The 26,449-nt window shown below is 43.8% G+C and carries 25 protein-coding genes, 1 tRNA gene and 1 riboswitch; of the genes, 8 read left to right on the top strand and 18 right to left on the bottom strand.

Going from position 1 to position 26,449, the window contains the following annotated elements:
• Positions 1 to 368: RNA polymerase sigma factor (locus DESPCE1_RS21045; RefSeq protein ID WP_019849678.1), on the bottom strand; the 368-nt coding region annotated here is incomplete at its 3' end.
• Positions 369 to 615: 247 nt separating this feature from the next.
• On the opposite strand from DESPCE1_RS21045, the gene DESPCE1_RS0104815 reads away from it, so the two are divergent.
• From DESPCE1_RS0104815 to DESPCE1_RS0104805, 3 genes are all read left to right on the top strand, one after another.
• Entirely contained in the window at positions 616 to 1,899 is a 1,284-nt protein-coding gene (locus DESPCE1_RS0104815) for an IS110 family transposase (RefSeq protein WP_019849557.1), read from the top strand.
• Between the two features lie 425 nt (positions 1,900 to 2,324).
• A complete protein-coding gene (locus tag DESPCE1_RS0104810) occupies positions 2,325 to 2,834 on the top strand; it encodes an RNA polymerase sigma factor (protein ID WP_019849677.1) in 510 nt (169 codons plus the stop codon).
• Positions 2,834 to 4,369, top strand: a complete 1,536-nt coding sequence (locus DESPCE1_RS0104805) for a sigma-E factor regulatory protein RseB domain-containing protein (RefSeq protein WP_019849676.1) — start codon at positions 2,834 to 2,836, stop codon at positions 4,367 to 4,369. The genes DESPCE1_RS0104810 and DESPCE1_RS0104805 overlap by 1 nt, the downstream gene beginning before the upstream one ends.
• A 93-nt stretch (positions 4,370 to 4,462) precedes the next feature.
• Here DESPCE1_RS0104805 and nagZ read toward each other — a convergent pair whose 3' ends face one another.
• The 5 genes from nagZ to abc-f form a co-directional block, all read right to left on the bottom strand.
• Positions 4,463 to 5,734: a beta-N-acetylhexosaminidase gene (gene nagZ, locus DESPCE1_RS0104800; protein WP_019849675.1), complete on the bottom strand. Its 1,272-nt coding sequence runs from the start codon at positions 5,732 to 5,734 to the stop codon at positions 4,463 to 4,465.
• Positions 5,735 to 5,918: 184 nt separating this feature from the next.
• On the bottom strand, positions 5,919 to 6,269 hold the full coding sequence (locus tag DESPCE1_RS0104795) for a GIY-YIG nuclease family protein (RefSeq protein WP_028305462.1): 351 nt from the start codon (positions 6,267 to 6,269) through the stop codon (positions 5,919 to 5,921).
• 3 nt (positions 6,270 to 6,272) lie between these two features.
• Entirely contained in the window at positions 6,273 to 6,752 is a 480-nt protein-coding gene (locus DESPCE1_RS0104790; protein WP_014792920.1) for a DUF6530 family protein, read from the bottom strand.
• Between the two features lie 170 nt (positions 6,753 to 6,922).
• On the bottom strand, positions 6,923 to 7,198 hold the full coding sequence (locus DESPCE1_RS0104785; RefSeq protein WP_014792919.1) for a DUF2089 domain-containing protein: 276 nt from the start codon (positions 7,196 to 7,198) through the stop codon (positions 6,923 to 6,925).
• 97 nt (positions 7,199 to 7,295) lie between these two features.
• Positions 7,296 to 8,948, bottom strand: coding sequence for a ribosomal protection-like ABC-F family protein (gene abc-f / locus DESPCE1_RS0104780; RefSeq protein WP_084813853.1), 1,653 nt, complete (start codon positions 8,946 to 8,948; stop codon positions 7,296 to 7,298).
• Positions 8,949 to 9,374: 426 nt separating this feature from the next.
• Between abc-f and DESPCE1_RS0104775 the strand changes: the two genes are divergently transcribed.
• Positions 9,375 to 9,965 (top strand): hypothetical protein, encoded by a 591-nt coding sequence (locus DESPCE1_RS0104775; protein ID WP_019849671.1) that lies wholly within the window; start codon positions 9,375 to 9,377, stop codon positions 9,963 to 9,965.
• A gap of 43 nt (positions 9,966 to 10,008) precedes the next feature.
• Here the strand turns inward: DESPCE1_RS0104775 and DESPCE1_RS0104770 are convergent, their stop codons facing one another.
• The 7 genes from DESPCE1_RS0104770 to pdxS form a co-directional block, all read right to left on the bottom strand.
• Positions 10,009 to 10,773 carry a MerR family transcriptional regulator gene (locus DESPCE1_RS0104770; RefSeq protein ID WP_019849670.1) on the bottom strand — a complete coding sequence of 255 codons (765 nt, stop codon included), beginning with the start codon at positions 10,771 to 10,773 and terminating at the stop codon, positions 10,009 to 10,011.
• Between the two features lie 97 nt (positions 10,774 to 10,870).
• Positions 10,871 to 11,521, bottom strand: coding sequence for an HAD family hydrolase (locus DESPCE1_RS0104765; RefSeq protein ID WP_014792915.1), 651 nt, complete (start codon positions 11,519 to 11,521; stop codon positions 10,871 to 10,873).
• A gap of 25 nt (positions 11,522 to 11,546) precedes the next feature.
• Positions 11,547 to 12,578, bottom strand: a complete 1,032-nt coding sequence (locus DESPCE1_RS0104760) for a low specificity L-threonine aldolase (RefSeq protein WP_019849669.1) — start codon at positions 12,576 to 12,578, stop codon at positions 11,547 to 11,549.
• 67 nt (positions 12,579 to 12,645) lie between these two features.
• Positions 12,646 to 13,314: an SOS response-associated peptidase gene (locus DESPCE1_RS0104755; RefSeq protein ID WP_019849668.1), complete on the bottom strand. Its 669-nt coding sequence runs from the start codon at positions 13,312 to 13,314 to the stop codon at positions 12,646 to 12,648.
• Positions 13,315 to 13,389: 75 nt separating this feature from the next.
• Positions 13,390 to 14,604, bottom strand: a complete 1,215-nt coding sequence (ilvA, locus tag DESPCE1_RS0104750; protein WP_019849667.1) for a threonine ammonia-lyase — start codon at positions 14,602 to 14,604, stop codon at positions 13,390 to 13,392.
• Between the two features lie 242 nt (positions 14,605 to 14,846).
• A complete protein-coding gene (pdxT, locus tag DESPCE1_RS0104745; RefSeq protein WP_014792911.1) occupies positions 14,847 to 15,446 on the bottom strand; it encodes a pyridoxal 5'-phosphate synthase glutaminase subunit PdxT in 600 nt (199 codons plus the stop codon).
• Between the two features lies 1 nt (position 15,447).
• On the bottom strand, positions 15,448 to 16,323 hold the full coding sequence (pdxS, locus tag DESPCE1_RS0104740) for a pyridoxal 5'-phosphate synthase lyase subunit PdxS (RefSeq protein ID WP_014792910.1): 876 nt from the start codon (positions 16,321 to 16,323) through the stop codon (positions 15,448 to 15,450).
• Between the two features lie 114 nt (positions 16,324 to 16,437).
• Between pdxS and DESPCE1_RS0104735 the strand changes: the two genes are divergently transcribed.
• The 3 genes from DESPCE1_RS0104735 to DESPCE1_RS0104725 all read left to right on the top strand — a co-directional run bounded on the left by DESPCE1_RS0104735 (position 16,438) and on the right by DESPCE1_RS0104725 (position 23,434).
• A complete protein-coding gene (locus DESPCE1_RS0104735) occupies positions 16,438 to 17,862 on the top strand; it encodes a PLP-dependent aminotransferase family protein (protein WP_014792909.1) in 1,425 nt (474 codons plus the stop codon).
• 186 nt (positions 17,863 to 18,048) lie between these two features.
• Positions 18,049 to 19,293 carry a KamA family radical SAM protein gene (locus tag DESPCE1_RS0104730; RefSeq protein WP_019849666.1) on the top strand — a complete coding sequence of 415 codons (1,245 nt, stop codon included), beginning with the start codon at positions 18,049 to 18,051 and terminating at the stop codon, positions 19,291 to 19,293.
• Positions 19,286 to 23,434: a YheC/YheD family protein gene (locus DESPCE1_RS0104725; protein WP_019849665.1), complete on the top strand. Its 4,149-nt coding sequence runs from the start codon at positions 19,286 to 19,288 to the stop codon at positions 23,432 to 23,434. The genes DESPCE1_RS0104730 and DESPCE1_RS0104725 overlap by 8 nt, the downstream gene beginning before the upstream one ends.
• Positions 23,435 to 23,667: 233 nt before the next feature.
• On the opposite strand, the gene speE is transcribed toward DESPCE1_RS0104725, so the two are convergent.
• The 5 genes from speE to DESPCE1_RS0104695 form a co-directional block, all read right to left on the bottom strand.
• Entirely contained in the window at positions 23,668 to 24,534 is an 867-nt protein-coding gene (gene speE / locus DESPCE1_RS0104720) for a polyamine aminopropyltransferase (protein ID WP_019849664.1), read from the bottom strand.
• Between the two features lie 93 nt (positions 24,535 to 24,627).
• Positions 24,628 to 24,942 (bottom strand): multidrug efflux SMR transporter, encoded by a 315-nt coding sequence (locus DESPCE1_RS0104715; RefSeq protein ID WP_019849663.1) that lies wholly within the window; start codon positions 24,940 to 24,942, stop codon positions 24,628 to 24,630.
• Entirely contained in the window at positions 24,942 to 25,283 is a 342-nt protein-coding gene (locus DESPCE1_RS0104710; RefSeq protein WP_019849662.1) for a multidrug efflux SMR transporter, read from the bottom strand. Before DESPCE1_RS0104710 ends, DESPCE1_RS0104715 begins: the two co-directional genes overlap by 1 nt.
• Before the next feature lie 64 nt (positions 25,284 to 25,347).
• A riboswitch (guanidine-I (ykkC/yxkD leader) is annotated at positions 25,348 to 25,446 on the bottom strand.
• 36 nt (positions 25,447 to 25,482) lie between these two features.
• Positions 25,483 to 25,558: transfer RNA gene (locus DESPCE1_RS0104705), tRNA-Lys, on the bottom strand.
• A gap of 94 nt (positions 25,559 to 25,652) precedes the next feature.
• Entirely contained in the window at positions 25,653 to 25,943 is a 291-nt protein-coding gene (locus tag DESPCE1_RS0104695; RefSeq protein WP_014792903.1) for a hypothetical protein, read from the bottom strand.
• 191 nt (positions 25,944 to 26,134) lie between these two features.
• Here DESPCE1_RS0104695 and DESPCE1_RS0104690 point away from each other — a divergent pair, with 191 nt between their 5' ends.
• The gene (locus tag DESPCE1_RS0104690; RefSeq protein WP_014792902.1) at positions 26,135 to 26,332 is read left to right on the top strand and encodes a DUF1858 domain-containing protein; all 198 of its coding nucleotides are present in this window, start codon (positions 26,135 to 26,137) and stop codon (positions 26,330 to 26,332) included.
• Positions 26,333 to 26,449 lie beyond the last annotated feature (117 nt).

Below are 26,449 nucleotides of genomic sequence, written 5' to 3'. Positions count from 1 at the left end.
CGGCCGCGCTCAGCAGGAGATAATTTCTCCAGGGCGGAGGCTAAATCCAGATCAGAACCCTCCTCACATCCGGCAGCAGGTTCATCGATATATGTACTGATGGTTTCGGAATCCACTACAACCAAGCGCTTCTGCTTACGCAGGAAATCGAGAGCTGTATTGACGACAATGCGATACACCCAGGACTTCATACTATGAGAATCCTTTAAGGTGTTCACTGAGGAAATAGCTTTTATGATTGATTCCTGGACTACATCCAAAGCGTCCTCCGGATGTTTAACATAACTGTAGGCAAGCCTATAAATAGATTCTTGATTCGCTATTAGATAGCTCTCAATTTCCCTTGTTAGCTCTTTCTTATCAAACATACCTGACTCCTTTTGAAGTGCACTTCATCCATGAGAAGGTCTTTTTCTCTTTCTACTATAAAGACGCTGATGAAGTAATAAAAGTTTTAATAGAACGTGACGTTTTCCTCTCTATTCTCGTTTAAGTTATTGAGGAGCATTCCTGTAGTAGTCAAAAATGATCTTTGTCAAAAAGAAGACCTCACGTTACAATTTGAAAGGACTGTTGGCCAACAGAATCCAATCAAAATAACGGAGGTCATCCCAAATGAATTTTACACAAAACGAGAAGCTAAAGCAACTATCTGAAAGAAGTATTGTGATCGGAGTGGACATCGCCAGCGAGCTTCATTATGCCAGGGCATTTGACTGGCGAGGAGTCGAGCTGGGCAAGGTATTCAAGTTTGAAAACAACGCTGAAGGATTCAAGGATTTCCATGCATGGATTGAACGTTTAAAAAGGCAAGCACAAAAGGAATGCATAGTGGTAGGCGCAGAACCAACCGGTCATTACTGGTTTAGCCTGGCATCTTACCTAAAAGAGCAAAGTATTAAGCTGGTCCTCGTCAACCCGTTCCATGTAAAGCGTAGTAAGGAGCTTGATGACAACCACCCCAGCAAAACGGATGCTAAGGATCCCAAGACCATCGCTAAGCTGGTCATCGAGGGCAGATACAATGAGCCCTATATCCCGGAAGGAATCTATGCAGAACTGCGAATAGCAATGGCCTGTAGGATGCGCATCCAAAAGGAAATGAACAGTATAAAAAATCGTGTTCAACGGTGGCTGAAAATCTACTTTCCCGAGCATGAAACGGTGTTTGGAAAGTTTGATGCCACGAGTAGCATGCTGGTATTGCAAGTTGCCCCGCTACCTAGGGATGTTGAAAGACTTGGAGCAGAAGGAATCAACCGAATTTGGAGAGACAACAAATTGAGAGCAGTCGGAATGAAAAGGGCTAAGAGCCTGTATGAAGCTGCTCAGAAGAGCATTGGTTGCACCGAAGGAGAGTCTTGTTCCCGAATGGAAATCCAGCTATTACTGCAAGACTATCATACTAAAACAGCACAATATGAGGCAGTCACTGAAACCATCGATGGGTTGTGCCGTCAGATACCCGAAGTAGCCAAGTTGCTTGAAATTAAAGGTGTTGGCCTCGTTACCGTGGCAGGTTTTCTCTCCGAAGTGGGAGATATTAGACGCTTTAATTCTCCAAAGCAAATTCAAAAGCTAGCGGGCCTAGCCTTGCGAGAAAGTAGCTCGGGCAAGCACAAGGGACAGACCACCATCAGTAAGCGAGGTCGAGCGCGGTTGAGGGCGATTCTATTTCAAGCAGTGATGCCGCTAGTCGCCAAAAACGCAGAGTTTGCAGAGATACACACCTACTATACGACAAGGCCCAAGAATCCACTGAAGAAGAAGCAATCGTTAATAGCCTTAAGCTGTAAACTGATTCGGGTGTTCTATGCCCTATTAACAAAGGGTATAGACTATGACCCGAAAAAGCTGATTCAAGATATTCATCGTCCAGTTGAGTATTCAGCAGCGTAACAGAATAGCAGCGAAATCACAAAAACAAACGGTCTGTGAGTAAGCGTCACCGCAGAAGTGAACAATCCAGGTAGCCTAGCAGACAAAAGAGCTGGTAGTCAGTCGGATAAATCACCATTAGAGCAAAGACTCGGTTGAGGAGCATAACTGACACCCAATCATGGATAGGTGGAACGAAGGAATTTAGGGCGGATTTATCATCTTGACCCTGTTAGACATGGGAGGTTTACCACCGTGAGAATAATGGGTTTACAACGGCCAACATATGCTAAAAAAGCAGACGTTTGCTTTGCTATACCCAAATTCTCTGAATTAGGCATTCTATGCGAATTCTATCCGTGGTGAGCTAGTTTGTTTGGTAAGGAATTCTATGAAAAAGCGAGATATTCAAAGAAAATCAAAAGATATTATAGGGAGGGGAACCTGTGGAATCCAAAACCGGCCCCCCGCCCTCCACTATGGAGAGCTGGTATCGAGAAACTGTAACAAAGCTATATCGTTTTATTTACTCCCAACTCCAAAGTAAAGAAGAAACTGAAGACATTACTCAAGAAACCTATCTACGCTGTCTTAAGCAAGATTCAGGCAACCTCCCGCCTTATCCCTATCTCAAGCAAATTGCCCGGAATCTTATGACCGATCGTTATCGTCATAAATTAGTAGCCCAAAACCATCTTGAACATCTCCCGGAGCCCGAGTATCCCTCTCCCGAAGAAGAATGGCTGAACCGTTCCACCCTACATGAACTGATGAATCAGCTTCCCTCTGATTATCGTCAGATTTTGGAGTACCGCATTATTCAGGGCTATTCCCGCAAAGAAACCGCCACACTTATGGGACGCAGTGAAAGCTCCATCCGCGGGCTGCAGTATAGAGCCTTGCAGACCCTACGCTCTTACATCCATAGTTATCAACAGAAAGGAGGAGACTTGTGATGAGTAGCGATCATCCTAAGGACCATCCCTCACCTGAAGAGCTCCTTGATCACTATATTGACGCTTTAAATGGAAATAGCTCTCCTGAGGATTATGATATCACAGAAGAGGATAAGGAGCTCCAATCTCTCGCCAAAAGGGTTAAGGCTTTTGATTCAGAACCCAGTCAAGAATTCATGGCAAGCCTCTGGCAAAAGCTTGAGCCCATGGCCAGTGACTCAAAAAGCATTTCAAAATCTAACTACCGTACTCTGAGATTCATCCCTTGGGCAGGCCTTGTAGCAAGCATCCTTGTCTTCCTGATCCTCTTCTCTCCCTGGTCCGGTTCCAATCAAACTATCGTCATGGCTATGGAAGAATCTGTGAAGCAGCTGCAAAATTATCATGGCGTCCTTGAAAAGGTCAGTACCAATGAAGCCGGTGAGCGCCAAGTCCTAACCCGCACGGAGATCTGGTCCGACGGTGAAAAATACGCCACAAAAACTCAGAATGGGCTTTTTACTGTGAACAATGGAGAAATCCGTTGGAGCACAAACCCCGCAGCCAAAGAAATCTCCCTCCTCCCCATTTACCTGGATCCTCACGACTTTGATCTCCAAAAAGAAGCCGCCAAAGCTTTACGCTATCCTCACCAAATCATTGGGGAAGACACCATCACAGGACATGCTGCCACCCATATTGAAATCCAACCTCCCGGCGGTCTTCCTTACTCCCTATGGATTGACCAGGAAACCCATCTACCCATACAGCTTCAAACAGCAATGCAAAAGTCCCTGCAAACCACCTACACCTATGTCAGCCTTGAAACCAACACTACCCTAACAGATGACATCTTTGCCTATAATCCTCCCCAGGATTATAAGGTCATTGACAAGAACCCGGATAAAGCTGTGGCATCCTTAGAGGAAGCCCTCAAAGTCAGCGGAATGACCTCTGCCCAGCTTTCGGAGACTCCCCAACGAATTTTTGCTTCAGCAAACCGTGTGGTTCTTGATTTTGGCGATACCATAGTAGTTCAAGCCAAAGCCACTACACCCTTCGTTCCCGATCTCCTCGCTATCCTGGGGAAAGCAGAGGGCGGGCCTCTCGAAATCTTACCCAATAGCCTGCGCTGGCAGCAAGATGGTCGGGAAATCCTTGTGCAAGGAGAACGTGTGGAAGAATTGGCGAAGCAACTCTCCACCAACCTTAACTTTACCCCACAAGTCGGAGCAACGCCCCCACAGGATATGATTCCCGTAGAGGTTGATATGGAAGTGGTAAAAAACAGTCAACAGCAAGTGGATGCCGGGAGTAGTCCTTGGCAGCTCGATCCCACCCAAGTAGCCTTTACCTTCGTCGCTCTGAAGATCTCCCCGGAAGGGATTACCGGCGAGCCGCCCTTAAACACCAATGCTCTCCAGCTGACTGATAATGATGGCAAAAAAGCCGTCATTCAAGTATCCGATAGTCCGGTGAAAACCGTATATCTGGAACGCTTAATACGTCAGGATGAGACAGGTATCTGGACCGTCACAGGCTATGTCCCGCGCTGATTGGGCGCTGGAGCTGCAGTCTATAAAAACGCTTAAAGGGAGCAAGCTTTTTGCATACAGGCAAGGCTTGCTCCCTTTTTGAATTGTTATAATCTACCCTTTTAAAGCCGGATAATTTTTATAAAGCTGCTCAATTTCGGCGTTGATACCTTGTACATCCACTGAGTCTATTTGTCGGTCAGCTAAAGCATACTTCTCTTTCAACTTTAAGACACGGTAAACACTTTCATCTATCCGGTCCGATGGAATTTTACCCGTCTCCGCAGCATGAAGGATCTCCTTAAGTACAGCCTCTTCCTTAGCGAAATCATGGCAGACCAGTACAATATCGCTGCCTGCCAGGATGGATTTCACCGCGGCCTCACCGATACTATAATTCTCCACAATAGCCCCCATGGTCATATCATCCGTAATGACGACCCCGTCATAGCTCATCTCTTTACGAAGGATATCACTGATGAGAGCTTCCGAAAAGGATGCCGGGTAATCCGGATCAATCTTCGGCAGCAAGATGTGGGCCAGCATGATGGCATCCACATCATTGGCAATGGCTTCTGCGAAAGGAACAAGTTCAAAGTTCCTTAATCGTTCCAAATCGTAATCAACTCTGGGTAATCCCACATGGGAATCCACTGAAGTATCCCCATGACCCGGAAAATGTTTAACTACAGAGATAATACCTTGATCCTGAATTCCTCCCATGGCTTGTATTCCCACTTTACTGACAAGCTCGGGGGTATTCCCAAATGCACGATCACCGATAACCGTGTTCTTTGGATTACTGAAAATATCGAGAACTGGGGCGAAATTCACATTCATCCCAAATTCTTTGACTTCCCTGCCCAGGATTTCTCCCATTCTTTTCCCTAAAGCCCCATTATTCTGTGCTCCAACCCGCAGACTGGAAGGCATCTTTTTAAATTCTGAAGGCATCCTGGATACCCTGCCTCCTTCTTCATCAAGAGCTAAGAATAAGGGAATCTTATTGACTCCATTCGTGTCTTTTAATGCATTGAGTAACTTTAACATCTGCTGAGTATCGTTCACATTTTTCTTTAAAAGTACAAAACCACCCACATGGTAATTCTGAATTAACTGCTGAGCATTGGCATTGATCTCATACCCGTCCACTCCCACCATTACCAGTTGTCCGACCTTCTCCTCTAAGGTCATCGCTTGGATCCGTTCCTTAAGGGGGTCAATCACAGGAGTCTCTTCTGAGGGAGCGGTCGGATTATTGCCCCCTTGTTGACCTGGCATGGGAGTGTTAAAATCCTGAAGGTTTATCCTTTGGGATAAAAAGACAAATCCTAAAACCAAGGCTAAACTAACTATTCCGAGTATTGCTATCGTTTTTTTGCACATTTTACCTCTTACCTTTTCACATTATTTACGAGACCCTTTGACTTTAATCTGATGCTGTCTCAATATATCCAAGATATTCTTAATCTTATTGTAAACCTATTCCCCTTATTCATGTAAAGTTTTTCGGTTCTTGAAAAAATAATGCCCATCACCCTGCGCTGGGATGTTGGGCATTAAGAAGGATCTACCGTTTGACTACTGTAAACCCCTGACCCGCTAATTTCTCTTCCCACTCCATCAGTAAGAGGGCAAGGTCATCGGTGTAATCGGTCTTGGTCTCATCCTTATCATATTCAAGCTGTTCAAGAACTTCAAAGGTAAAGTGTTCTTCCCCTTGCTCCTTCCATTTCTTCAGCAGCTCCCGGCAGGGAAAGAACCCGGTCTCCAGCTTAAACCGTATGCCATTGAGGGTCGCCCTCAGATTTTGAGTTCCCTCAATATAATACCAGGCCTCTTTCTTTGAGCGAATCCCTACGATCCCCATATCAGACCTCGTCTGCTTATATTGCTCTTTGAGTTCCTTTTTCCTATCCATCATTTAGTACCCCATCTCCTTAAGAATCGCTGAGAGAGCTCGCAGGCGCTCTCCTAAAAGCTCATCATCATTGCATAGAGCCTGATTAAACAGCTTTATATCTTCATTGATTTTCTCATTATCAGTGCAGACAGCCACCGTCATAGCATCACCTTGTAGACCAATTCTGTCAATTACCGGTTTTTCTAAGTCATAGAGATTATCATAACGATAGGCTTCCCGAAAGTGAAGCTTAGCCCGGCATACCAAAATTGCTAAATCAAGAATTCGATGAAGTGGAAGTTCTTCCGATTGTCTGGACCACTTTTCTCCAGTATATCTCCATACTTTAGCAGAAATATCCACTTTACCCCGATCATTCCACTGAGCTAACCCTAAGGAAAGGCCCTTGGCATCAGACTTATAGGCATAACGGCCATCCACGTTTTCATAGTTTTCGGATACGATCACCGGCTTATGCTTTAAGCTGGTTGGTATTTTCATGATTAAAACCTCCATCACCAAAATAATTTCATCATCTTCTCTACCCAAGATAGATATACTTATTTAGTAACTTAGTAATTAACTAAACTACTAAATAAGTATAGCTATCTCATTACCTTTTGTCAACAAACAAACAGACCCCGATAACTCTCAGGGTCTGCAAATGGCATTCATTCTCTTTTATGGTCACCCAACGACTCTATCACACAATCGAGACGACTTCGCACAGTTGGGTATGAGATTCCCAATTCCTTTTCAACCTCTTTTATATTTCCTCGGCATTTAAGAAAGGTTTCTACAAAAAGGAGCTGATCATCGGGCAACTTGCAAAATTTACAAGTGCGAAATTCTCCTTCGACCATTGTAGGACAATGGGTACAGGCCAGTTTGGTCACACGCATCTCATGCTTACAAATCGGACATTGATGAGGAATCTTATAATCCACCTTTGTCACCTCAATTTTTTATCACAGCTACTTTTCCGAACCTCCTCTCTCAGTTGCTGCCTACCTCAAAACCGCTTTGTCCTAACTTAGACGATTGCTAAAGCTTCAGCATAGCCTTGAGCCTCTTTACTTCAGTTAAAATAGCATAATACTCCTTATCAAGATCTTCAACCTTATCTTTTTTAGTAGGCATGGAAATTCTGCCGACCACTTCCGTCAAGCGGTTCTGCAAGACAAAAATTTCTTTCTCAATCTCTTCTTTTGCCCTGTCAACCCCTTTGTTTTTCTGTGCCAAATACTCTTCATAACTCCCCTTGAAGGTTTTGATACTATGATTCTCGATGGTCATGATATGATTCGCCACTGAGCTGATAAAGCGACGATCATGGGAAACAAAAAGCAATGAGCGCTCATAGTTTTGCAGGACATCCTCAATAACCTCCATGGAATTGATGTCAAGATAATTGGTCGGTTCGTCGAGGATTAATAGATTAAAGTCTTGACAGAGAATCTTGGCAAAGGAAGCTTTTACTCGCTCACCCCCGCTCAACACATTTACTTTCTTATACACTGCATCTCCTTTAAAAAGCAGCCGGGCCAATAACCTTCTTACAAAACTCTCCTCATGGATGCTTTCTTCCATCACATTGCCCAGGATACTGGCATCTTCATCCAATATACTTAAGTCCTGACTAAAGTAGCCGATTCGGGCACTGGGAGCAACTCTTATGGAATCATCCCGGTTGATGATCATTTTAAGCAAGGTGCTCTTTCCGCATCCATTAGGCCCAATCAAAGCTACCCTTGCCTCGTTTTCAATACGAAACTCCGCATTTTGAAAGATTATTTTACCTGCGAAGGCTTTGTTGAGCTTCTTACCTTCGATAATCACTTTACTATGAAGTTTCTGAGCATCAGCAATATCCAGCTTGATCTTCTCGATTTGCTTAGGTTTTTCCTTGACCTCCAGTTGCTCGATTCTTGTCTCCACACTTTTTTTGGCCCGGTCAAGATTAGCTTTAGCTTTTTGATTCCCCATCTTATGAAGCCTGGCCTCAGAATTCCCCATCCTACGGGGTGTCTTCCGAATCGACTTTGATTTTTCGCTGGTCTCGATCACAACCCTCTCCAGCCGCTTTTTTTCTGAAACGTATTGCTCATATTCAAACTGGGCCCTTTCTCTTTCCCGAGCCTTCTGCTCACTATAGCTGCTGTAATTGCCCGGATAAACTTTAATCCGGCCATCCTCCAATTCCAGAATCTTATTGCATAAACCATCAAGGAGGGTACGGTCATGAGAAATGAGGAATAATCCGCCGGAATACTCTGCAAAATAATGCTCAATCAGCTCGATTCCCTCCATATCCATATTGCTGGTGGGCTCATCGGCAAAGATCATCGCACTGTTTTGGCTTAAGCAATCCGCCAGCTTAAAGCGGGTCTTTTCGCCACCGCTCATACTCTCGCTATAGGTCATGGGAATTTTGAATTTCGACGCCATTTCTTGACTGATCATTTCATGCTCAGGTGGTTCCATCTGGGAAACCGTTGAGGATTGACCATAGGCTTTCACCCACCCCTCATCAGGTGGAAGTTTTTGACTGAGAAGGTTTAGCAAGGTGGTTTTACCCACTCCATTAATACCAACGATTCCGATTCTATCTTCAGAATAAAGGCTTAATTTTTTGATATCAATAATCAAACGGTCTCCGAAATATTTTTTTACATTGCTGCATTCAACTAATAAAATAAAAAACCCCTCCTATTCTTACCGGAGAGGATAGTGTCATTTCGATTACAACGCAATAGACTATAATTCTACCTATGTCTCAAAACCCTTTTTCGGTCATAGGACACTTTAGAATGTACAGTAAGGCGCAGTTGTATGAAAAGCTATCCACAGAGAATAATCACTATCCACTCACAGGCAAAAATGCATACGTTTCAAAGCCGTTACCACGACTTTTCTCAAAAGCATATTTTCCTTGCAAAGTGAATTAGTTGCGCATTTTCTGCAGATACCTTACCTTTCATTAAAATAAGCCAAGAGCAGGCTTTTCTACCTCATTATATAAGTCTTTATCTTCCGCTGTCAACCGGGCACATTCCCAGTAGAAAAATCAAACTATTGAATATCATCCAAAATATGTTATATTAATAGCAAGGTGGTGATCGAGTGGATCAGGAGATACGCGAAATTCTCAATAAGCTACTGCACGGTCAAACAACAATGAGTGAAAATATCGATTCGCTTCAGAGGGATGTCAGTTCTATGAAGGGTGATATCTCGGCCCTACAGAAGGATGTCGGTTCCATGAAAGGCGATATCTCGGCCCTGCAAAAAGATGTCGGTTCCGTGAAGGGCGATATCTCGTCCCTTCAAAAAGATGTCAGTTCCGTGAAGGGCGATATCTCGGCCCTGCAAAAAGACGTCGGTTCCATGAAGAGCGATATCCCTTCCCTGCAAAAAGATGTCGGTAACTTACAATCTCTGGTGGCGAAAAATACGCTTTTATTGGAAAGCACTCGGAAAGATATCCAAATCATTGCTGATGTTCAAAAAAGCCATTATGAGCAAAATCAACGAGAGCATCAGGAAATGCTCACAATCATAAATAGTAAAACAAATATCATTGAATTAGCGGTTAGATCCATGTCCACCACTCTAGGTGAAATTCAGGAAGATAGTCAATCCTTAGACGAAATAATCGGACGACATGCCCGATCCATAGAAACCATGAAAAGGAAATTAGCAAAGACACTCTAAGCGAGTGTCTTTTGCATTTCTTAACGTAGTTATTCGATCTTCTTTACTTCTTCATCCCGGTATAAATAAAGACTGCATCTCTAAGGAATTCCGCGGCTCCCGGTTGTTTCTCATCATAATAGGCTGTAAATCTCGGATCATCCACATACATCTGAGCCAGCCCCGCATGAGCCTCCTTAGTGTAGCTGGACCAGGAGTAAGTGAGCCACTGACGATGAAGATCAGCTGTTTTTTGAGCCAGCTCCCCGGCAGGATCCCCGGTCTTGAAGGCCTCATAAAGAGTTGCCAGCACATCTTCACCAAGCTTGGTCAGCTCATCATATTGCTCCTTGGTCATGTTCATAAGCTTCCGGTTGGATTTCTCAACGGTCTCTTCACCGTACTTTTCCCGAATTTCCTCACCATATTTGGCTTCATTCTCTTCAATCAACTTACGTTTAAATCCTTCAAATTTTTCTTTGTCGGACATAGTGATTCTCCCTTCTTTTTGAGCAATGGTCTTCTCGACATTTTCAATGAGTTGCTCCAATTGCTCTTTTTTTTCCAGAAGCTTCTCACGATGTTCCCACAGTGCCTTTGTCCCATCAAAATCAGGAGAGGTAATTATATCTTTAATTCCTTCCAAGCTCATCCCCAACTCCCTATAAAATAAAATCTGTTGCAGGCGGTCTACTTCCTGTTGCCCATAGATTCGATACCCTGAAGAAGAGATTCTAGCCGGCTTAAGAATCCCGATCTCATCATAGTATCTGAGGGTTCGCGGGCTGACTCCTGCCAAATGAGCCAATCTTTGCACTGTGTATTCCATGTGATCACCTCCTGACGAGATTAAGAATACACCTTAACGCAACGTCAATGTAAAGGGGGAAAATGAAAAAGTTTTTTAGAAATTTTAATGATAATGATTAGGTTAACATTCCAAGCAATTGCTCAAAGCTATCAATAACTTCAGTATAATTTTCCACACGACCAAAGCCATAACTTGCATAAATAAACGGAATCCCAGCCACTTGAGCCGCCTTGGCATCTCCTAGAGTATCCCCTACATAGACTGTATTCTTCAGCTTATTACGCCTCATAATAAGCTGAATGTTCTCGCCCTTGGTCAGACCCGTTCTGCCTGGATTTTCATAATCCACAAAATACTTCTCCAGCCGATGGGCGAAATAGAAGGCCTCGATATAACCCACCTGACAATTGCTTACGATAAAAAGCTTATACTTTTGGGCAAGAGTCTCCAACGTCTTCTCCACATGAGGATACAAAATTCCCCCATGCTTTTTTAAATACTCGCATTCGATCTCACCGCCCCGATCCATGATTCTATTCCGAACCTCCTCTGAAAAGGAAGGAAAAAGCTTTTTTCCAATCTCGGGAATCTGAAGTCCCATAACACTTTTAATTTGGTCTATCGATATTTCATCTGTTTGCAGTCCCTGTTCCTGGTCAAATTCCTTTAAGGCTTTATTCCAGGACACCCGTACCGGTTCTGTGGCATCCCATAAAGTCCCATCCAGATCAAAAATTATACCCTCAATATCCCGCAATTTATCCATAATAAACACTCTTCCTTGCCAATCATTAGGCGCTAAGCACCTGACGGATATCTTTCATAAAAGAAGCCACCGCCTCCTCCCGTGTCGCCCAGGATGTCACCAAGCGGATCGCCGTGTGTCCCTCATCGACTTTGCCCCAAATTTCAAAACGGTATCTGCTCTTCAGCTCTTCCACCACTTCGTTGGCGAAAATGGGAAAGATCTGATTGGAATGGGATTCCGAAAGAAAAGGAACCCCTGCTTCTTTTAATCCATCCCGCAGCTTATAGGCCATGGTATTGGCGTGGATTGCCAAATCAAAAAAGAGATTATCCCGAAAAAGCTCCAAAAACTGAATTCCCAGAACCCTCCCTTTAGCTAAAAGGGCCCCCTTTTGCTTCATATGGTAGCGAAAATCCTGCTTTAATTCCTCATTGCACAGCACCAAAGCTTCGCCCAGTAGTGCCCCGTTTTTTGTCCCGCCGATATAAAAGGCATCCAGTAGATCGGGCAATTCAGATAAAGTCAAATCATTTCCTTCCGAACACAAAGCGGAACCGAGTCTTGCCCCATCCATAAAGAGATAGAGTTTTTTCTCCCGGCAAAATTCACTGAGCAGTCGCAGTTCTTCTTTATTGTAGGCCGTTCCTACTTCCGTCGCATTGGAGATATAGACCAGCCGGGGCTTCACCATATGTTCATCGGTATGAGCATTCAGAATTTCTTCGACGTGAGCAGGGGTTAACTTGCCATCCTTCACCTTGGCTGTCAGAACCTTATGACCGGTGGCCTCGATGGCTCCCGTCTCATGGACAAAAATATGGCCGGTATGGGCTGCGATAGCAGCCTCATGAGGTCTTAAAAAAGCAGAAATAGCGATCAGGTTGGTTTGAGTACCTCCAGCCAGAAAGTGAATATCTACGGAATCATTTTCAAGTTTTTTATGGAGAACCTCTGCTGCCGCTTGGGAATAGCTGTCTTCACCATACCCATTCTCCTGAACATAGTTCGATTTCAGCAAAGCCTCCAGAATTTGCGGATGAGCGCCTTCGCTATAGTCGTTTTTAAAACTGATCATGACTTTTCCTCCATTGCTTTCCTAAATAATTGCACTTCTTAAAATAATTAGCCCTGCTATTTATTACCTAGAACAATCTGGGTACAGCTGCAACCAAACACTCCGGATTATCGAATTTTGGGGAGTTGACGCGGCTTGTCACCTCATAAACAGACATCTGTTCAGCCGGATAAGGGGTAAGAAGGCTTTTTAAGAGCTGGCTGTCCGTGACATTAGGATCTAACCAGATGGATTCAGCTTCTCTGGATAAAATCACAGGCATCCGATCATGTAAAGGCAGTATCAGCTCATTAGCCACGGTGGTGATAATGGTACAGGAGTGAATCACTTCCCCAGCCGGGGATGTCCAGGTGTCCCATAAGCCGGCCAAGCCAAAGAGTTCATTATTCTTTAAGGTAATCCGATAAGGATACTTACGGCTTCCCTCTTTCCTCCACTCATAAAATCCATCCGCCACAACCAGACAACGCCTCCGTGGCAGACTGTATTTAAAGCTTGGCTTCTCATCCACCGTCTCTCCCCGGGCATTGATCAATTGATTGCCTATACTTATATCCTTTGCCCAGTAGGGGATAAGACCCCACCTGTACATAGCCAAACGATTCGAGCCATCATTAATGATGACCGGAATGTCTTGTGACGGTGCCATATTATAGCGTGGTGTTAGGTCGACTTCAGAAACTTGAAAACGTACTAGAATATCCATAGGATTAGAGAGAATCAGACGTCCGCACATGGTTCCGTCCTCCTTTAACTCATTCCTACAACTATTCTACTGGATAATAGTCATGAGTAAAAGGAGCAATTTGCTTCAGTTAATGACCAGGGGATACCCGGCACCCTCTAATCGCTGGATAATGCGCTTTTGGTGTTCAATACTTTGGGTTTCGAGAAGCATATGGACACGAGCTGAGCGCAGGGGAACGGATAAATCATAGCGAGAATGTTCGATGTTAATGATATTGGCCCGCTCTTGGGATATAAGATCGATAACCTTTTCTAAGTTGCCGGGTTGATCCGGCAGAAGAAGCTGACAAGCCATGGTACGTCCAGAGCGCCTAAGCCCCCGCTCGATAATCTGAGCAAGGAAATTCACATCAATATTCCCCCCGCTGAGGATGAGGACAGTTTTCTGACTCTTAAGGTTGATCTTGCCTTGAAGTGCAGCTGCTACCGCAACTGCGCCTGCCCCTTCAGCAAGGGTCTTGGTCCGTTCCATTAACAATAAAATAGCTTGACTAATCTCTTCTTCCTCAACGGTCACCATCTCATCCACATAATCTCGGACCGTTGCGAAGGTTAGATCCCCTGCCCTTTTCACAGCAATTCCATCAGCCAAGGTATTGGCTTGTGCTAAGGGCTCGGGCTTACCAATGTTCAGAGCATAAGCCATGCTTGCCGCTCCGGCCGCTTGAACACCGATAATGCGTACAGAAGGCTTAAGCGATTTCAAAGCTACAGCAATCCCCGAGATCAGCCCTCCTCCCCCGATGGGAACAAGGACTGTATCCACCTCAGGCAGTTCTTCAAAAACTTCCAAGCCGATGGTACCTTGCCCGGCCATAACTTCTAGGTCGTCAAAGGCATGGATGAACGTTGCCCCTGTTTCCTTTTGGATTTCCACAGCCTTCTGATAAGCATCATCGAAAACCGCCCCAGAGAGAATGACCTGGGCTCCGTATCCTTCCGTAGCGGATACTTTAGCCAAGGGTGCATTTTCCGGCATGACAATCGTCGAGGGAATCCCGATACGGGCAGCCGCCATGGCTACCCCTTGGGCATGATTACCGGCGGAAGCGGCTAGGACTCCTTTTTTCTTCTCCTCTTCCGAAAGCTTAAGCGCCTTATTCATAGCACCTCGAACCTTGAAGGAACCGGTCTTTTGCAGATTCTCCAGCTTAAGGTATATCTCCGTTCCTGCAAGGGCGCTTAAATTACTTGAATGATCCAGAAGTGTCCGATGAATATAGGGGTGGATTGCTTTTTGAGCTTCTTGAATCTGTTTTAAAGTCAGTAGTGTCGACATGATCAACGCTCCTTAGTTCATACAGTATGTAAAAAACTTTCAGGCTAATTATGGCATAAAAAGTATGGCTTATAAAGTTCCCAGAACAAGTCTTCATTACCTTCCTTTAAAACTTAGTATATACAGAAAAAGCCTGCCTCACCCGTTATGAAATGACGTTCAGTACCCAAATCGATACGCCTTACAAATAAAAACGACACTCCCCTAAGGGAGTGCCAAAATTTAGAGGTATTAAGAAACTTTCAGACAGCTTTTTTCTTACATGGAGAACTCTTCCCTCCGTTGATACTGCCTAGAAACATCTGATGAATTCTTCTGTCCTCGTCCAATTCCGGATGAAAAGAAAGGCCGATTTGATTCCTATAGCGGACACCAACGATATCTCCATGGACCTTGGCAAGGATCTCAACACCCTCTCCAGCGGATTCAATGTAGGGGGCACGAATAAAGGTCATCGGGACCTCGCCCAAATCTCCGAATTGCTCCTCAGTGTAAAAACTGCCCAATTGTCTGCCGTAAGCATTGCGCTTCACCGTGACCGGTAATGTTGCAAAGTAACGGGCAGAATCATTGGCAAGCTGCCCCGCAAGGAGAATAAGACCCGCACAGGTAGCTAAAACAGGGAGACCCGCGGCGATTTTTTCCCGCAGAGGTTCAAACATGTCCAGTTCTCTGAGCAGCTTGCCTTGGGTCGTGCTCTCCCCGCCGGGGAGAATCAGCCCATCAACATCCTGGCGGACATCTTTGCCATTGCGAAGCTCAAGGCACTCTACCCCAAAGTCCTGAAGAATCTTCTCATGCTCGATGAAGGCTCCTTGTACAGCCAGTACCCCCACCCTCATCTTACTTGCCCCGTTCTGCCATAAGCAGCTCGATTTCCTGTTCGTTAATCCCCACCATGGCTTCACCCAGATCTTCAGAGAGCTCTGCCAAGACCTTGGGGTCCTGGTAATTGGTCACGGCCTTGACGATGGCTTGAGCCCTTCTTTCCGGATCTCCGGATTTAAAGATACCTGAGCCTACAAATACTCCTTCAGCCCCCAGCTGCATCATCAGGGCCGCATCCCCAGGGGTTGCCACACCACCGGCGGCGAAGTTGACCACCGGCAAGCGTTTATGCTCATGAACATAAAGTACTAAATCATAGGGCACTTGCAGCTCTTTGGCCTCTTGAAACAGCTCATCTTCCCTCATGCCGACAATGCGATTAATTTGGCGATTGATCATCCGCATATGGCGCACCGCCTGAACAATATCCCCGGTACCCGGTTCCCCCTTGGTGCGAATCATGGAAGCCCCTTCGTTGATGCGGCGCAAAGCCTCCCCTAAATCCTTCGCTCCACAGACGAAAGGCACCTTGAATCTGGTCTTATCAATGTGGTATACATCATCTGCCGGGGAAAGAACTTCACTCTCATCAATATAATCGATTTCAATAGCCTCCAGAATCTGGGCCTCCACAAAATGACCAATACGGCATTTAGCCATCACGGGAATCGAGACAGCCTCCATGATTCCTTTAATCATTTTGGGATCGCTCATGCGGGAAACTCCGCCGACGGCCCGTATATCCGCCGGAATCCTCTCCAAGGCCATCACCGCACAGGCACCGGCAGCCTCCGCAATTTTAGCTTGCTCCGGGGTGGTCACATCCATAATCACGCCGCCCTTTAACATCTGAGCCAATTCTTTGTTCAATTCATATCGTTTATGATCCATTGAAAACCCTCGCTTTACAACTAAGATATCTTTGAGTATACTCAAAACTGGATATATTAAAATGTCCAATTTGAAAATAATTTATATAACCAATTCTATAGGGAGGGGCCAATTATGCTTACCTATTCCTTTGAAACGATAGGGTCAGAAAGCATGTATGAATATCTCTATCACTGTATCAAAACCGATATTCTGCAGAAGAAATTAAAGCCTGATGAAAAACTTCCCTCGAAACGTGTTTTTGCTAAGAATCTGGGGGTAAGTGTGATCACCGTGGAAAATGCCTACGCCCAGCTTGCAGCCGAGGGCTATATTTATACCCAGCCCAAACGGGGCTATTTCGTCGCTAATCTGGAAAAACAAACCCTCCAACCTACTCTGGAAAAATCACGGGACGGCCTCCAACCCAAAAAAGAGCCGGCCTATTATGCCGACTTCGTCAAAAATTCCGTAGCCCCGGACTCTTTCCCCTTTTCTGTCTGGGCGAAGCTGCTGCGGGATGTGATGGATACGGAGAACCAGACTTCCCTGCTTTCCGATACTTCTGTGGGCGGGGTCATGGAACTTAGGCAAGCCCTTGCCGAGCATCTTTACCAATTCCGAGGTCTATCGGTGGAGCCGGAGCAGATTATCGTCGGCGCCGGAACCCAGTATCTTTACAGCGTCATTATTCAACTCCTGGGCAGAAACCGTACCTACGGCGTGGAGGATCCCGGCTATACCCGGCTCTCTAAAATCTATGAAAGCAATGATGTGAAATGCTGTCATATCCTCATGGATGACTTCGGGGTCATCCCGGAATCCTTAAAAAGCTGCGGAACCGATATTCTTCACATTACTCCCTCTCATCACTTCCCCACCGGAATCGTCATGCCTGTCAGCCGGCGCTATGAGCTCTTAAGCTGGGCAGCCCAGGAAAAAGAACGCTATATCATTGAAGATGACTATGACTGTGAGTTTCGCCTCTTTGGCAAGCCCATCCCTACCCTGCAAAGTATCGACGTCATGGAAAAGGTCATCTACATCAACACCTTTTCCAAGAGCCTTGCCCCTACCTTCCGGATTAGCTACATGGTTCTCCCCAAACATCTGGTGAACCTTTTTTATCGTCAGTTAGGCTTTTATTCCTGTACCGTCTCCACCTTTGAGCAGTTCACCCTGGCAAGATTTATTTCGGAAGGCTATTTTGAAAAGCATATTAACCGCATGCGAACCTATTATCGCAAGCAGCGGGATGCCATCTTGAAAACCCTCCGTCAAAGTGAGCTAAACCCTTATATCACCATTCAGGAAGAGGACTCAGGACTGCACTTTTTGATGGAAGTCAATACCGATGTAGAAGATGCCAAACTAATTGCCGCAGCCAAAGATGTCGGAATCCGCATTTCCTGTGTCTCTCAGTATTATCATGGCAAGCCTGGTGATCAGACTCATAAAATCATCATCAATTACTCCGGATTGGAAACAGAAAAAATTGAAACAGCGATTGAACGGCTAAGTGAAAGCATTGTGAATGTAGTTCAACAGGATAAAAGCTAAGCATTTTTTGCTTAGCTTTTTTAATGAAAATTTTTCTCCCGTTTCCATGCCCAAAGGTGCTATGAGCTTTTTCAGGGACTTAATGGATTTTAAAAATTCTCTAGTGGGTTAACTAACCTCTCCATCATTCCTTTCATAACATATGTATTAAGCTAGCACGCCAAATCAGGGAAAAGGAGATTAAAGATGAATGAACAAAAGAATGATCAAGGGGCCGAACACGTTCAGAGATTGACGGAGTATATTAAACCTTATATCGAAAAAAAGAAACAATGGCAACCTGACCTCTCTCACTTGGATTTAAAAGCTACACTCTTAAAAAATCTAGGAGGGACTGAAAAGGATTGGACTTCGTGGCAATGGCAGATGGCTCATCGACTGACCACTATAGATCTTATCGCCGATCTTTTTAATCTTACAGAAGTCGAGAAAAAGGAAATAGAATCCGTTACTCTCCATCATCGCATGGCCCTTTCTCCCTTTCTTGCTGCCCATTTAGCATCAATGGAATCACCCTTAGCCAAACAGTTTCTCCCTTCTGTTCTTGAGCTTAAGCATTTTTGCGACGGAGAGCCGGATCCTATGAATGAAGGACACATGTCTCCTGTTCCCCATATCACACGACGTTATCCTGACAGAGTTATCCTAAAAGTTACTAATGTTTGCGGTTCCTACTGTAGATTTTGCCAAAGAAGGCGCGACCATGGCTCCACAGATCATCATATTCCCAAAAAAGAACTTGAGCCTGCCTTTGAATATATCGCCCAACATGAGGAGATTCGGGATGTCTTAATAACAGGCGGTGACCCTTTAACTTTAACCAATGAACATCTTGAATTTATATTTGAGAAATTGCGTCAGATATCTCACGTGGAGCTCATTCGTATTGGAACCCGTATGCCTGTCGTTATCCCTCAACGGGTAGATTCCGGATTGACTGAGCTAATCAAAAAATATGCACCCATTTATATTAACCTTCATGTTAACCACTACATGGAAATTAGTCCGGAAATGAAGAGTGCCTGCCATGAACTTCTAATGTCTGGAGCTGTACTGGGAAGTCAAAGCGTTTTGCTCCGAGGAATCAATGACTCTGATGATGTTCTAAGGTATCTTTTCCAATCCCTATTGGCTATAGGAATTAGGCCATATTATCTATTTCATGCCAAAGACATTTCAGGGACGGCCCACTTTCGAACCTCTGTTGCTAAAGGAGTGCAGCATATCAAGTCCCTTCGCGGATTTACCTCCGGACTGGCTATTCCGAGTTATGTGGTCAATATGCCCGGAGGTTTAGGAAAAGTTCCGTTATTACCTCAAACGTATCTTAGTAGCCTGGAGGATGATCCTATTCTTTTTCAAACCTGGGAAAATAAAACTGTCTCCTACCCTAATAAAACACTAAGTTCGGAGGTAATCACTGATGACTGACACTTCAGAAACTATCCTTATGTCAAAGGACTCGAGTGGGCGTTGGACTTTTACTGCCTCCCTAAAAAGTGAGCCAATGCTTACAATTCATCATGGTGTGAAATCCTGTAAAATGAAAATAAAAACCATAGGTCAAACCCATCACACCTATATCCTTGACCAGAAAATGTTCGAAGAGCTTAACGTGCCAATAACGTTAATGGAGTATCGTATTAAACAAGTCCATCCTGGAGAATGGATCCTGGGACCGTTTGTGGGGATTTTTACAAGCGAAAACCTACTGCAAAAACTTTTGTCCCAAGAGGATATCACTGTTTATGATGATTACTCGAAAATCCTGGAACGCAATCAGGGTTTGGCCGTTTTTTTCAGTCTGGAACGTATACTCTGGGATAAAGGTGAAGTCATGGGGGTTGTAAGAGATTCGTCCAAGTCTGCGCACGTCTGGAAAGAGCAAGTATTGCCCATTCCTAAAGTCATTTATGATCGTTGTTATGGTCCCGGATCCAGAAAGGAGGGTATGAAGTTAAGAAGTCAATGCGCCTCTTTCAACCAGGGCATAACAGTAATCAATGCCCTGCCTAGATTAGGGAAGATGGAAATATACCAGCTCTGTTCCCAAGATGACACTTTACGCCAACATCTTCCGCAATGGGCAATCTTCCAACCTGAAACCGCTGAATCACTTCTCAGTAAGTTCCCAGTTGCTTATATAAAGCCTAATAATTTGTCCAAGGGAGTGGGGGTTACAAAAGTAACTCATAATTCCAATGGCTTTCTCGCCGAACAACGACGGGGTTCCGAAAATTATCAGCACCAATGTGTGGATGCAGGAGAGCTTCTCAATGTTCTCAGTGACTACCTTAATGCACCTATGGTTATTCAAGAGGCTATTCCCCTTCGTCAATATGAAGGAAATCCTTTTGATTTTCGCCTGCTTCTACAAAAAAATGATACTGGACAATGGCAACAAACCGGGATAGTTGCTCGAGTATTTGGAAAAGAGAGTGTCATTTCGAGTCCGCGAAGCGGTGGAAGAGTAGCCACATATGATGAGGCGATGCAGGATCTGCCGAAGAGTGAGCGGAAAAGAATTGCCACTTCACTTTTAAATTTAGCCTTGAAAATAGCCCAAATGCTTGAGAAAGAGTTTGGCCTGTTTGCTGAATTAGGATTCGACCTGGGAGTTGACTTGAACGGTGATGTCTGGTTAATCGAGGTCAATGGCAAGCCCCTTAAAGTGAGCATCGAGAGATTGAACGATAAAGCGATGACGGCTGCAGCCTATGAACGTCCCCTTGAATATGCAAGGTATTTGGCTGGGTTTGATCGGGTAAGCCAATTTAAAGGGATGGCAAAAATAGATATCGAAAATGACGATACGTCAAAAATTATCAGGTCTGTGGAAATACGGAAAACCTCAACCCATGCAAATGCTTTAAAATTAGCCAAGAATTTACTCGATATCGACCTTAAAAGCAATAACTATCTCTTAAAAGCCGGGCTCCGACAGACCACTGCAGAGGTTCTCGTTCTTCCGAATGATGAAAATGTCAGTACTCTTTTCTTAACTGAAGAGGTTCTGATCGCCTTAGGTCTCCCTGACAGAACCAGACTTAACTTGAAGTGTGACGGTTCTAATCTTATTCTCGGTCCATTCGTGGGTGTATTTATAAGTCAGAACAAAGTTGAGCGCCTTAATTGTGGGAACTGGGACAGTGTTTATTGGCGGCTTCAAAACTGGGGAGCTGAAAATGGAGGGCTGGTTTATTTCTTTACTTTCTCCGATATTGACTGGGAACAGAGAAAAATCAAAGGCTATTACTGGGATAAAGACAAAGTCTGGACCCCGTGCACTTATCCTATGCCGGAAGTTATTTATGACCGCTGCTTCGGGACAAATAGCCGTGAGATTTCCCGGACATTGAGAGAGATGATCGTTAACAAGGGCTTATCAATAAGGGTATTCAATCAGGCTGTGAAAATAGCGAAAAGAGAAACTTACGAGCACTTAGTTAAGTATCCTGGTATAAAAAAACACATCCCACCCTTTATGCCCTATACTCCAGAGAATCTTACCCAAATGATTCATCAAGCAAAATCAATCTATATTAAGCCCGTTGATCTGTATAAAGGTAAAGGCATCGTTAAGGTAACAAAAAAGAATAGCAATTTTGTTATTGAATTTCAAGGGGAAGAATCAAACGAAAAAATAGTGTGCCCAAATTGGGAAAATCTCCTCAAAAAGCTAACTCAAATACTCTTACCCGATTATGAGTATGTACTACAGGAGAGTATCCAACTGGCCACTTTTCTGGGTAATCGTTTTGATGTACGGGTAATGTTACAAAAAAAGGATTCAGCTTGGATGGTCAGTGCTTTAAACGCTCGTATTGCTCCAGTGGAAAGTATCATCACCAGCCCTCGCAGCGGCGGCAAAGTTTTTAGGCTTAGGGACGTACTAGCCCTATCTTTTCCGCTAAAAGAGGATCAGATCCTTCAAGATATCAAGCGCCTTTCTGAGAGTATTGGCTACAAAATGGAGGATAAATACGGCTATCTTGGAGAATTAGGCATTGACCTGGGAATTGATGTTAATGGTAAGGTATGGGTTATTGAGGTTAATGGAAGACCTCTTAAGGTAAGCTTTAATTATATGAAAGACAAAGCAATTTCAAAAGTTATTCATAAAAACCCCATCTTGCTTGGCTTTTCCTTAAGTGGATTTAATATTATTCCTGAATCCAAGCCTTTGCCCTCTCATCTTCTCGGTAGCCTCTATGCCTTTCGGTTAGCTCCCCAGAACTGGTCGTCACTGATTCAGAACCCGTCCCCAAGAATCCTTTTTCTTAATCCACAGCAAATCCACGGGTTCAAGTTTAAGTCAGGACAGAGAATCCTCCTACAGGTAGGCTGTTCCTCTGTGGAAGTAGAAATCAAAGTCCAAAAAATGGACTTAAACCCAAATGCCATGTTCTTATCCGATAAAGCTTTAGCTGACCTTCCCTATTACCACGGTGAAAATATCAGTCTTATTTCGGTCTCAGATCGTCAGTTAATTTTACAGCCAACTGTCGGTATGACTCTTTCTCGTGAACCGAGCGCGTTTTACGATGAAAGTTATGAGATGCAGAAATCTCCTTTGCTGGCATTAGAAAAAGGAATTTTCTTTTACTATTTTTGCCTTGATCAAATTGACTGGGACAAAAAATTGGTTCTTGCCTACTATCTGGACCCTCTTAAAAAAGATTGGAATCAAAAATATCTTCCCTTCCCCCAAGTTCTTTATGATATGGCAACATTTCCGCTTGATTTAGATAAGCTGTTAGATGCAAAAGAGAGCAATCGAAGGTTACGTGCAGATCATGATCTGCAAGTTATTAATACTGCTCGTTATTTCGACAAGTGGCTAACCTGTGAAGCAGTATCCTTTTTCAAGGAAACAAGGGAGTATATTCCTGAAACAACTTTACTCTCACTTACGGATTTAGAAAAGTTTTTGAATAAATTTGAGTTTATCTTTGTTAAAAGTAATTATGGAAGCTATGGTTCACAAGTACTAAGGGTTGAACGTCAAGAAGATCACTATTTATGCCGCACAGGCGGATCCAGGCTAGACGAATGGCGATTCAATCGTATTACAGATCTCTATGAGTTTTTAGAGGATCAATTAGGCACCTATGCAATTTTACAAAATGGAATAAGTTTAGCTAAAATCAACCAGAGAATTTTTGATATGCGGGTATTATGCCAGAAAAACAGTGTGGGGCAATGGACTATTACGGCAGTTAATTACCGGATTGCACCTTTAGGAGGTATTGTTACGAATTATTCAGCCGGAGCCGACGAAGTTCTGGTCGTCCCGGAAAGTGTAATGCCCTATCCCAGCTTGTCCTGGGGACAGTTAACTAAGTTTACTAAGAAGGTATTATTTGCTCTCGAATCCTCCTTCGGACTTATGGGAGAAATAGGGCTGGATGTAGGCTTAGATGTATATGGGAAACTTTGGCTAATTGAAGCCAATAGTAAGCCTGATACCCATGGCTATCAGGAGTTAACTACAGAGGAAGTCTGCTCTCAAGTCTATGGCTACCCTTTAGATTATGCAAAGTTCCTCATACGACAAATTTCTCAAACATGAGAACAGGCAATAAAGCGGAGGTATCATTCCAGCAGCAATCGGCTTTATTTAACTCGAGACACTAAATCCAGACGTTCATTAAGCAGAGAGAAAACGAACGCTCGTAAAAGCCCTTAGAGGCCCTTTTACGAGCGTTTTATCAATCGTCATAATGTCCTTTGCATTGGATAATTTCTATCTGCCTGCTCCATGCTTTCATCAAATGCACGCATATTTTTTCAGAATAAAACGGGTCAACGAAAACTCAGCTGTTTAATCATGAATTCAGGAAGAGCAAAACAGCTCTCAAGGAGTTGCTCATTGATGTACAGTGTATCAAGTTCTCTAATCCTGACAGAATTCGGAGCAGTATATTTTTTTGACCCTAAGGTAAAGCTCCATAAACCGCCGGGATATGTAGGCACAACGGCCGTAAACATCTTTGTTTTTGGAAAAATATCATCAATCCGTGCAAAGATCTGTTCCATCGCTTCCCCATGGAAAATCGGCGATTGACTTTGACAGACCATCAGTCCATCCTCTTTCAGAGCATTGAATAGACTCCGATAAAATTTCTTTTCAATTAATACTTCGGCGGGTCCAATGGGATCCGATGAATCCACGATGATTACATCATATATGGCCGGCGAATTCTGTGCATAGTTTACTCCATCTTCAAAAATGAACCGAACCCGCGGATCAGACAACCCTCCAGAAACTTCCGGCAGATACTTTCGACAGGCCTCCACGACCACCTGATCGATTTCCACCACATCAATTTGCTGGACACTGGAGTATTGGCAGACTTCTTTGGCAACGCCGCAATCTCCACCGCCAATAATCAATACTTTCTTCGGGTTGGGATGAATGTTTAACGGTACATGGGAAATGGTTTCGTTATAAATATGACCATCTATGGAAGTGGTTTGGACGATTCCGTCCAACACCAACATGCGTCCAAAGCTATAAGAGTCAAGAATCATCACATGCTGAATCGGCGATTTTTCTTCAAAAATAATCTCTTTAATCCGATAATCAATCTTCAAATTTTCCCGTTCATCTTCCGTCATCCATAACCCATTCTCGTTTTCAGATAAAAACGTTGGCAATTTTCTAGTCATTTTTTCCTCCATTCAAAAGAAAATCTTATAACAGTCGCTTGTTATTTCATTTATTATACCATGAGACGGGGAAAAACTCGCCCTTTGGGCCATTTATGAGATAAGCTTTAAGCCGATGACCGAGCCTAAAATCATGGTTATAAACACTACTCTTCTCCAATCCTTTGATTCATGATAACGAATCATGCCAATGAGAGTACCGCCTACCACACCGATACCCGTCCAAATGGCATAAGCTGTCCCCATAGGGAGAAATCGTAATGAATAACCCAGTAGAACAAGGCTTGCTCCAAATCCCATAATTAGTAGACCGACAGTTTTCCAATTACGGCTTATCTGCAATTGATTAATCATAGCCACACCAAATGCTTCAAACAAACCTGCTAAAAATAAAGTAAACCAAGCCATCAGGAATCAACTCCTTCTTTGCTCTTATCCCCTGTAACCGCTTTTAAGCCAAACACTCCTGTTAATAGGAGTAAAATCAACAGGAGTTTTTCCCATTTGAACGATTCCCCAAAAAAGAAAATCTCGGAAATGACGGTGCCCGCTGTCCCTAATCCTACAAAAACAGAGTAGACCGTCCCTGCAGGGAGCACTTGCCCTGCCGTAATCATCAAATAATTGCTCACAATAAGTGCAATCACCGTTCCGATCCATGTCCACACATCGTAGGAATGAGCTAATCCAATCACCCAAAGCACTTCCAGGAAAGCAGCAATAAATACTCTATTCCAATGGTTATTCATTGAAGATCCTCCTCCACTATAGTTTTTCCCAAATTAAAAAGCCTGAGAGATACTGCTAATCAGTCTCTCCCAGGCTTTTATCCTTCCGTGACACAGCCAGGCTGTGAGTTTTCTCTCGGACCAGGCCAACAAAGATTGCTGCGGAACCCTAGAAAACATTTAATTTTCATTTTGCTACTGTGATCATGTTAATACTTATTGGTGCGCCACCGGGGATTCGAACCCAGGACCTGCCGATTAAGAGTCGGATGCTCTACCAGCTGAGCTAGTGGCGCAAGTACTTTATCATAATATACCCATCGGTATAGTTTTGCAAGAGAAAATCCATAAAAAAGTCGCGAAAAACTATTCCCCAGGCTCCCATTCCTATCATCTGCTTCCTTTACTGCGGCCCCGATATTCCATGATTAAAGCGGTTATTATGCCGAAAAAAGCAGCTGCAAAAAAGAAGATGGCCAGTATGAAATTCCCCAAATCTTCAAATCCTTCACCGGCTCGAACAACGCTAGCCAAATAATAATAGTACATGGATAAAAACAGGCATAAAACCCCCGGCAAATATTTCAGAAACTTAATTCTTGATACCCCTATTCCCAGAAGAACGGTTATCCCTATTGAAACCAAACCAAAAGCCAACACCATAAGTATTAATTGATCCATAGCAGAACCCTCTCTTTCGTTGTCCCTAGTTTATCCGCACTGATTTAAAAAAATAAGCCATCTCATGCTATCACGAATATATTAAAAAGACCGACCTTATTAAAAAATATTGAAAAATATTTGGGTTATATTTCATTAATAAGGTACAATATTAAAGGTAAACCCAATACGCGTTAAAAGGAGAGAAAACTATGCTTACTGGTGCTGAAAAAATTACCGATGTCGTAGAAAAATACCCGCAAACGGTAGAAGTCTTTCAAAAATACGGCATGCATTGCTTTGGCTGTATGGCGGCTCGTTTTGAAAATGTTGAACAAGGTGCCACAGCCCATGGAATTGATGTCCCCAGCCTTATTAAGGATTTAAATAAGGTTGTCGAAAACCAATAACATTTTAAAGCAGGGAAGCAACGGCTGACATGGTCTATCAGAACATGTTCAGCCGTTTTTTTAATTAATCATGGAAATGTTATACTATTAGTGGATGACTCTTTTATTGCAGTATGT

Origin of the sequence: Desulfitobacterium sp. PCE1, assembly GCF_000384015.1 — a bacterium.
GTDB classification, from domain to species: domain Bacteria; phylum Bacillota; class Desulfitobacteriia; order Desulfitobacteriales; family Desulfitobacteriaceae; genus Desulfitobacterium; species Desulfitobacterium dehalogenans.
This window is presented reverse-complemented; position numbering and strand designations above follow the sequence as displayed.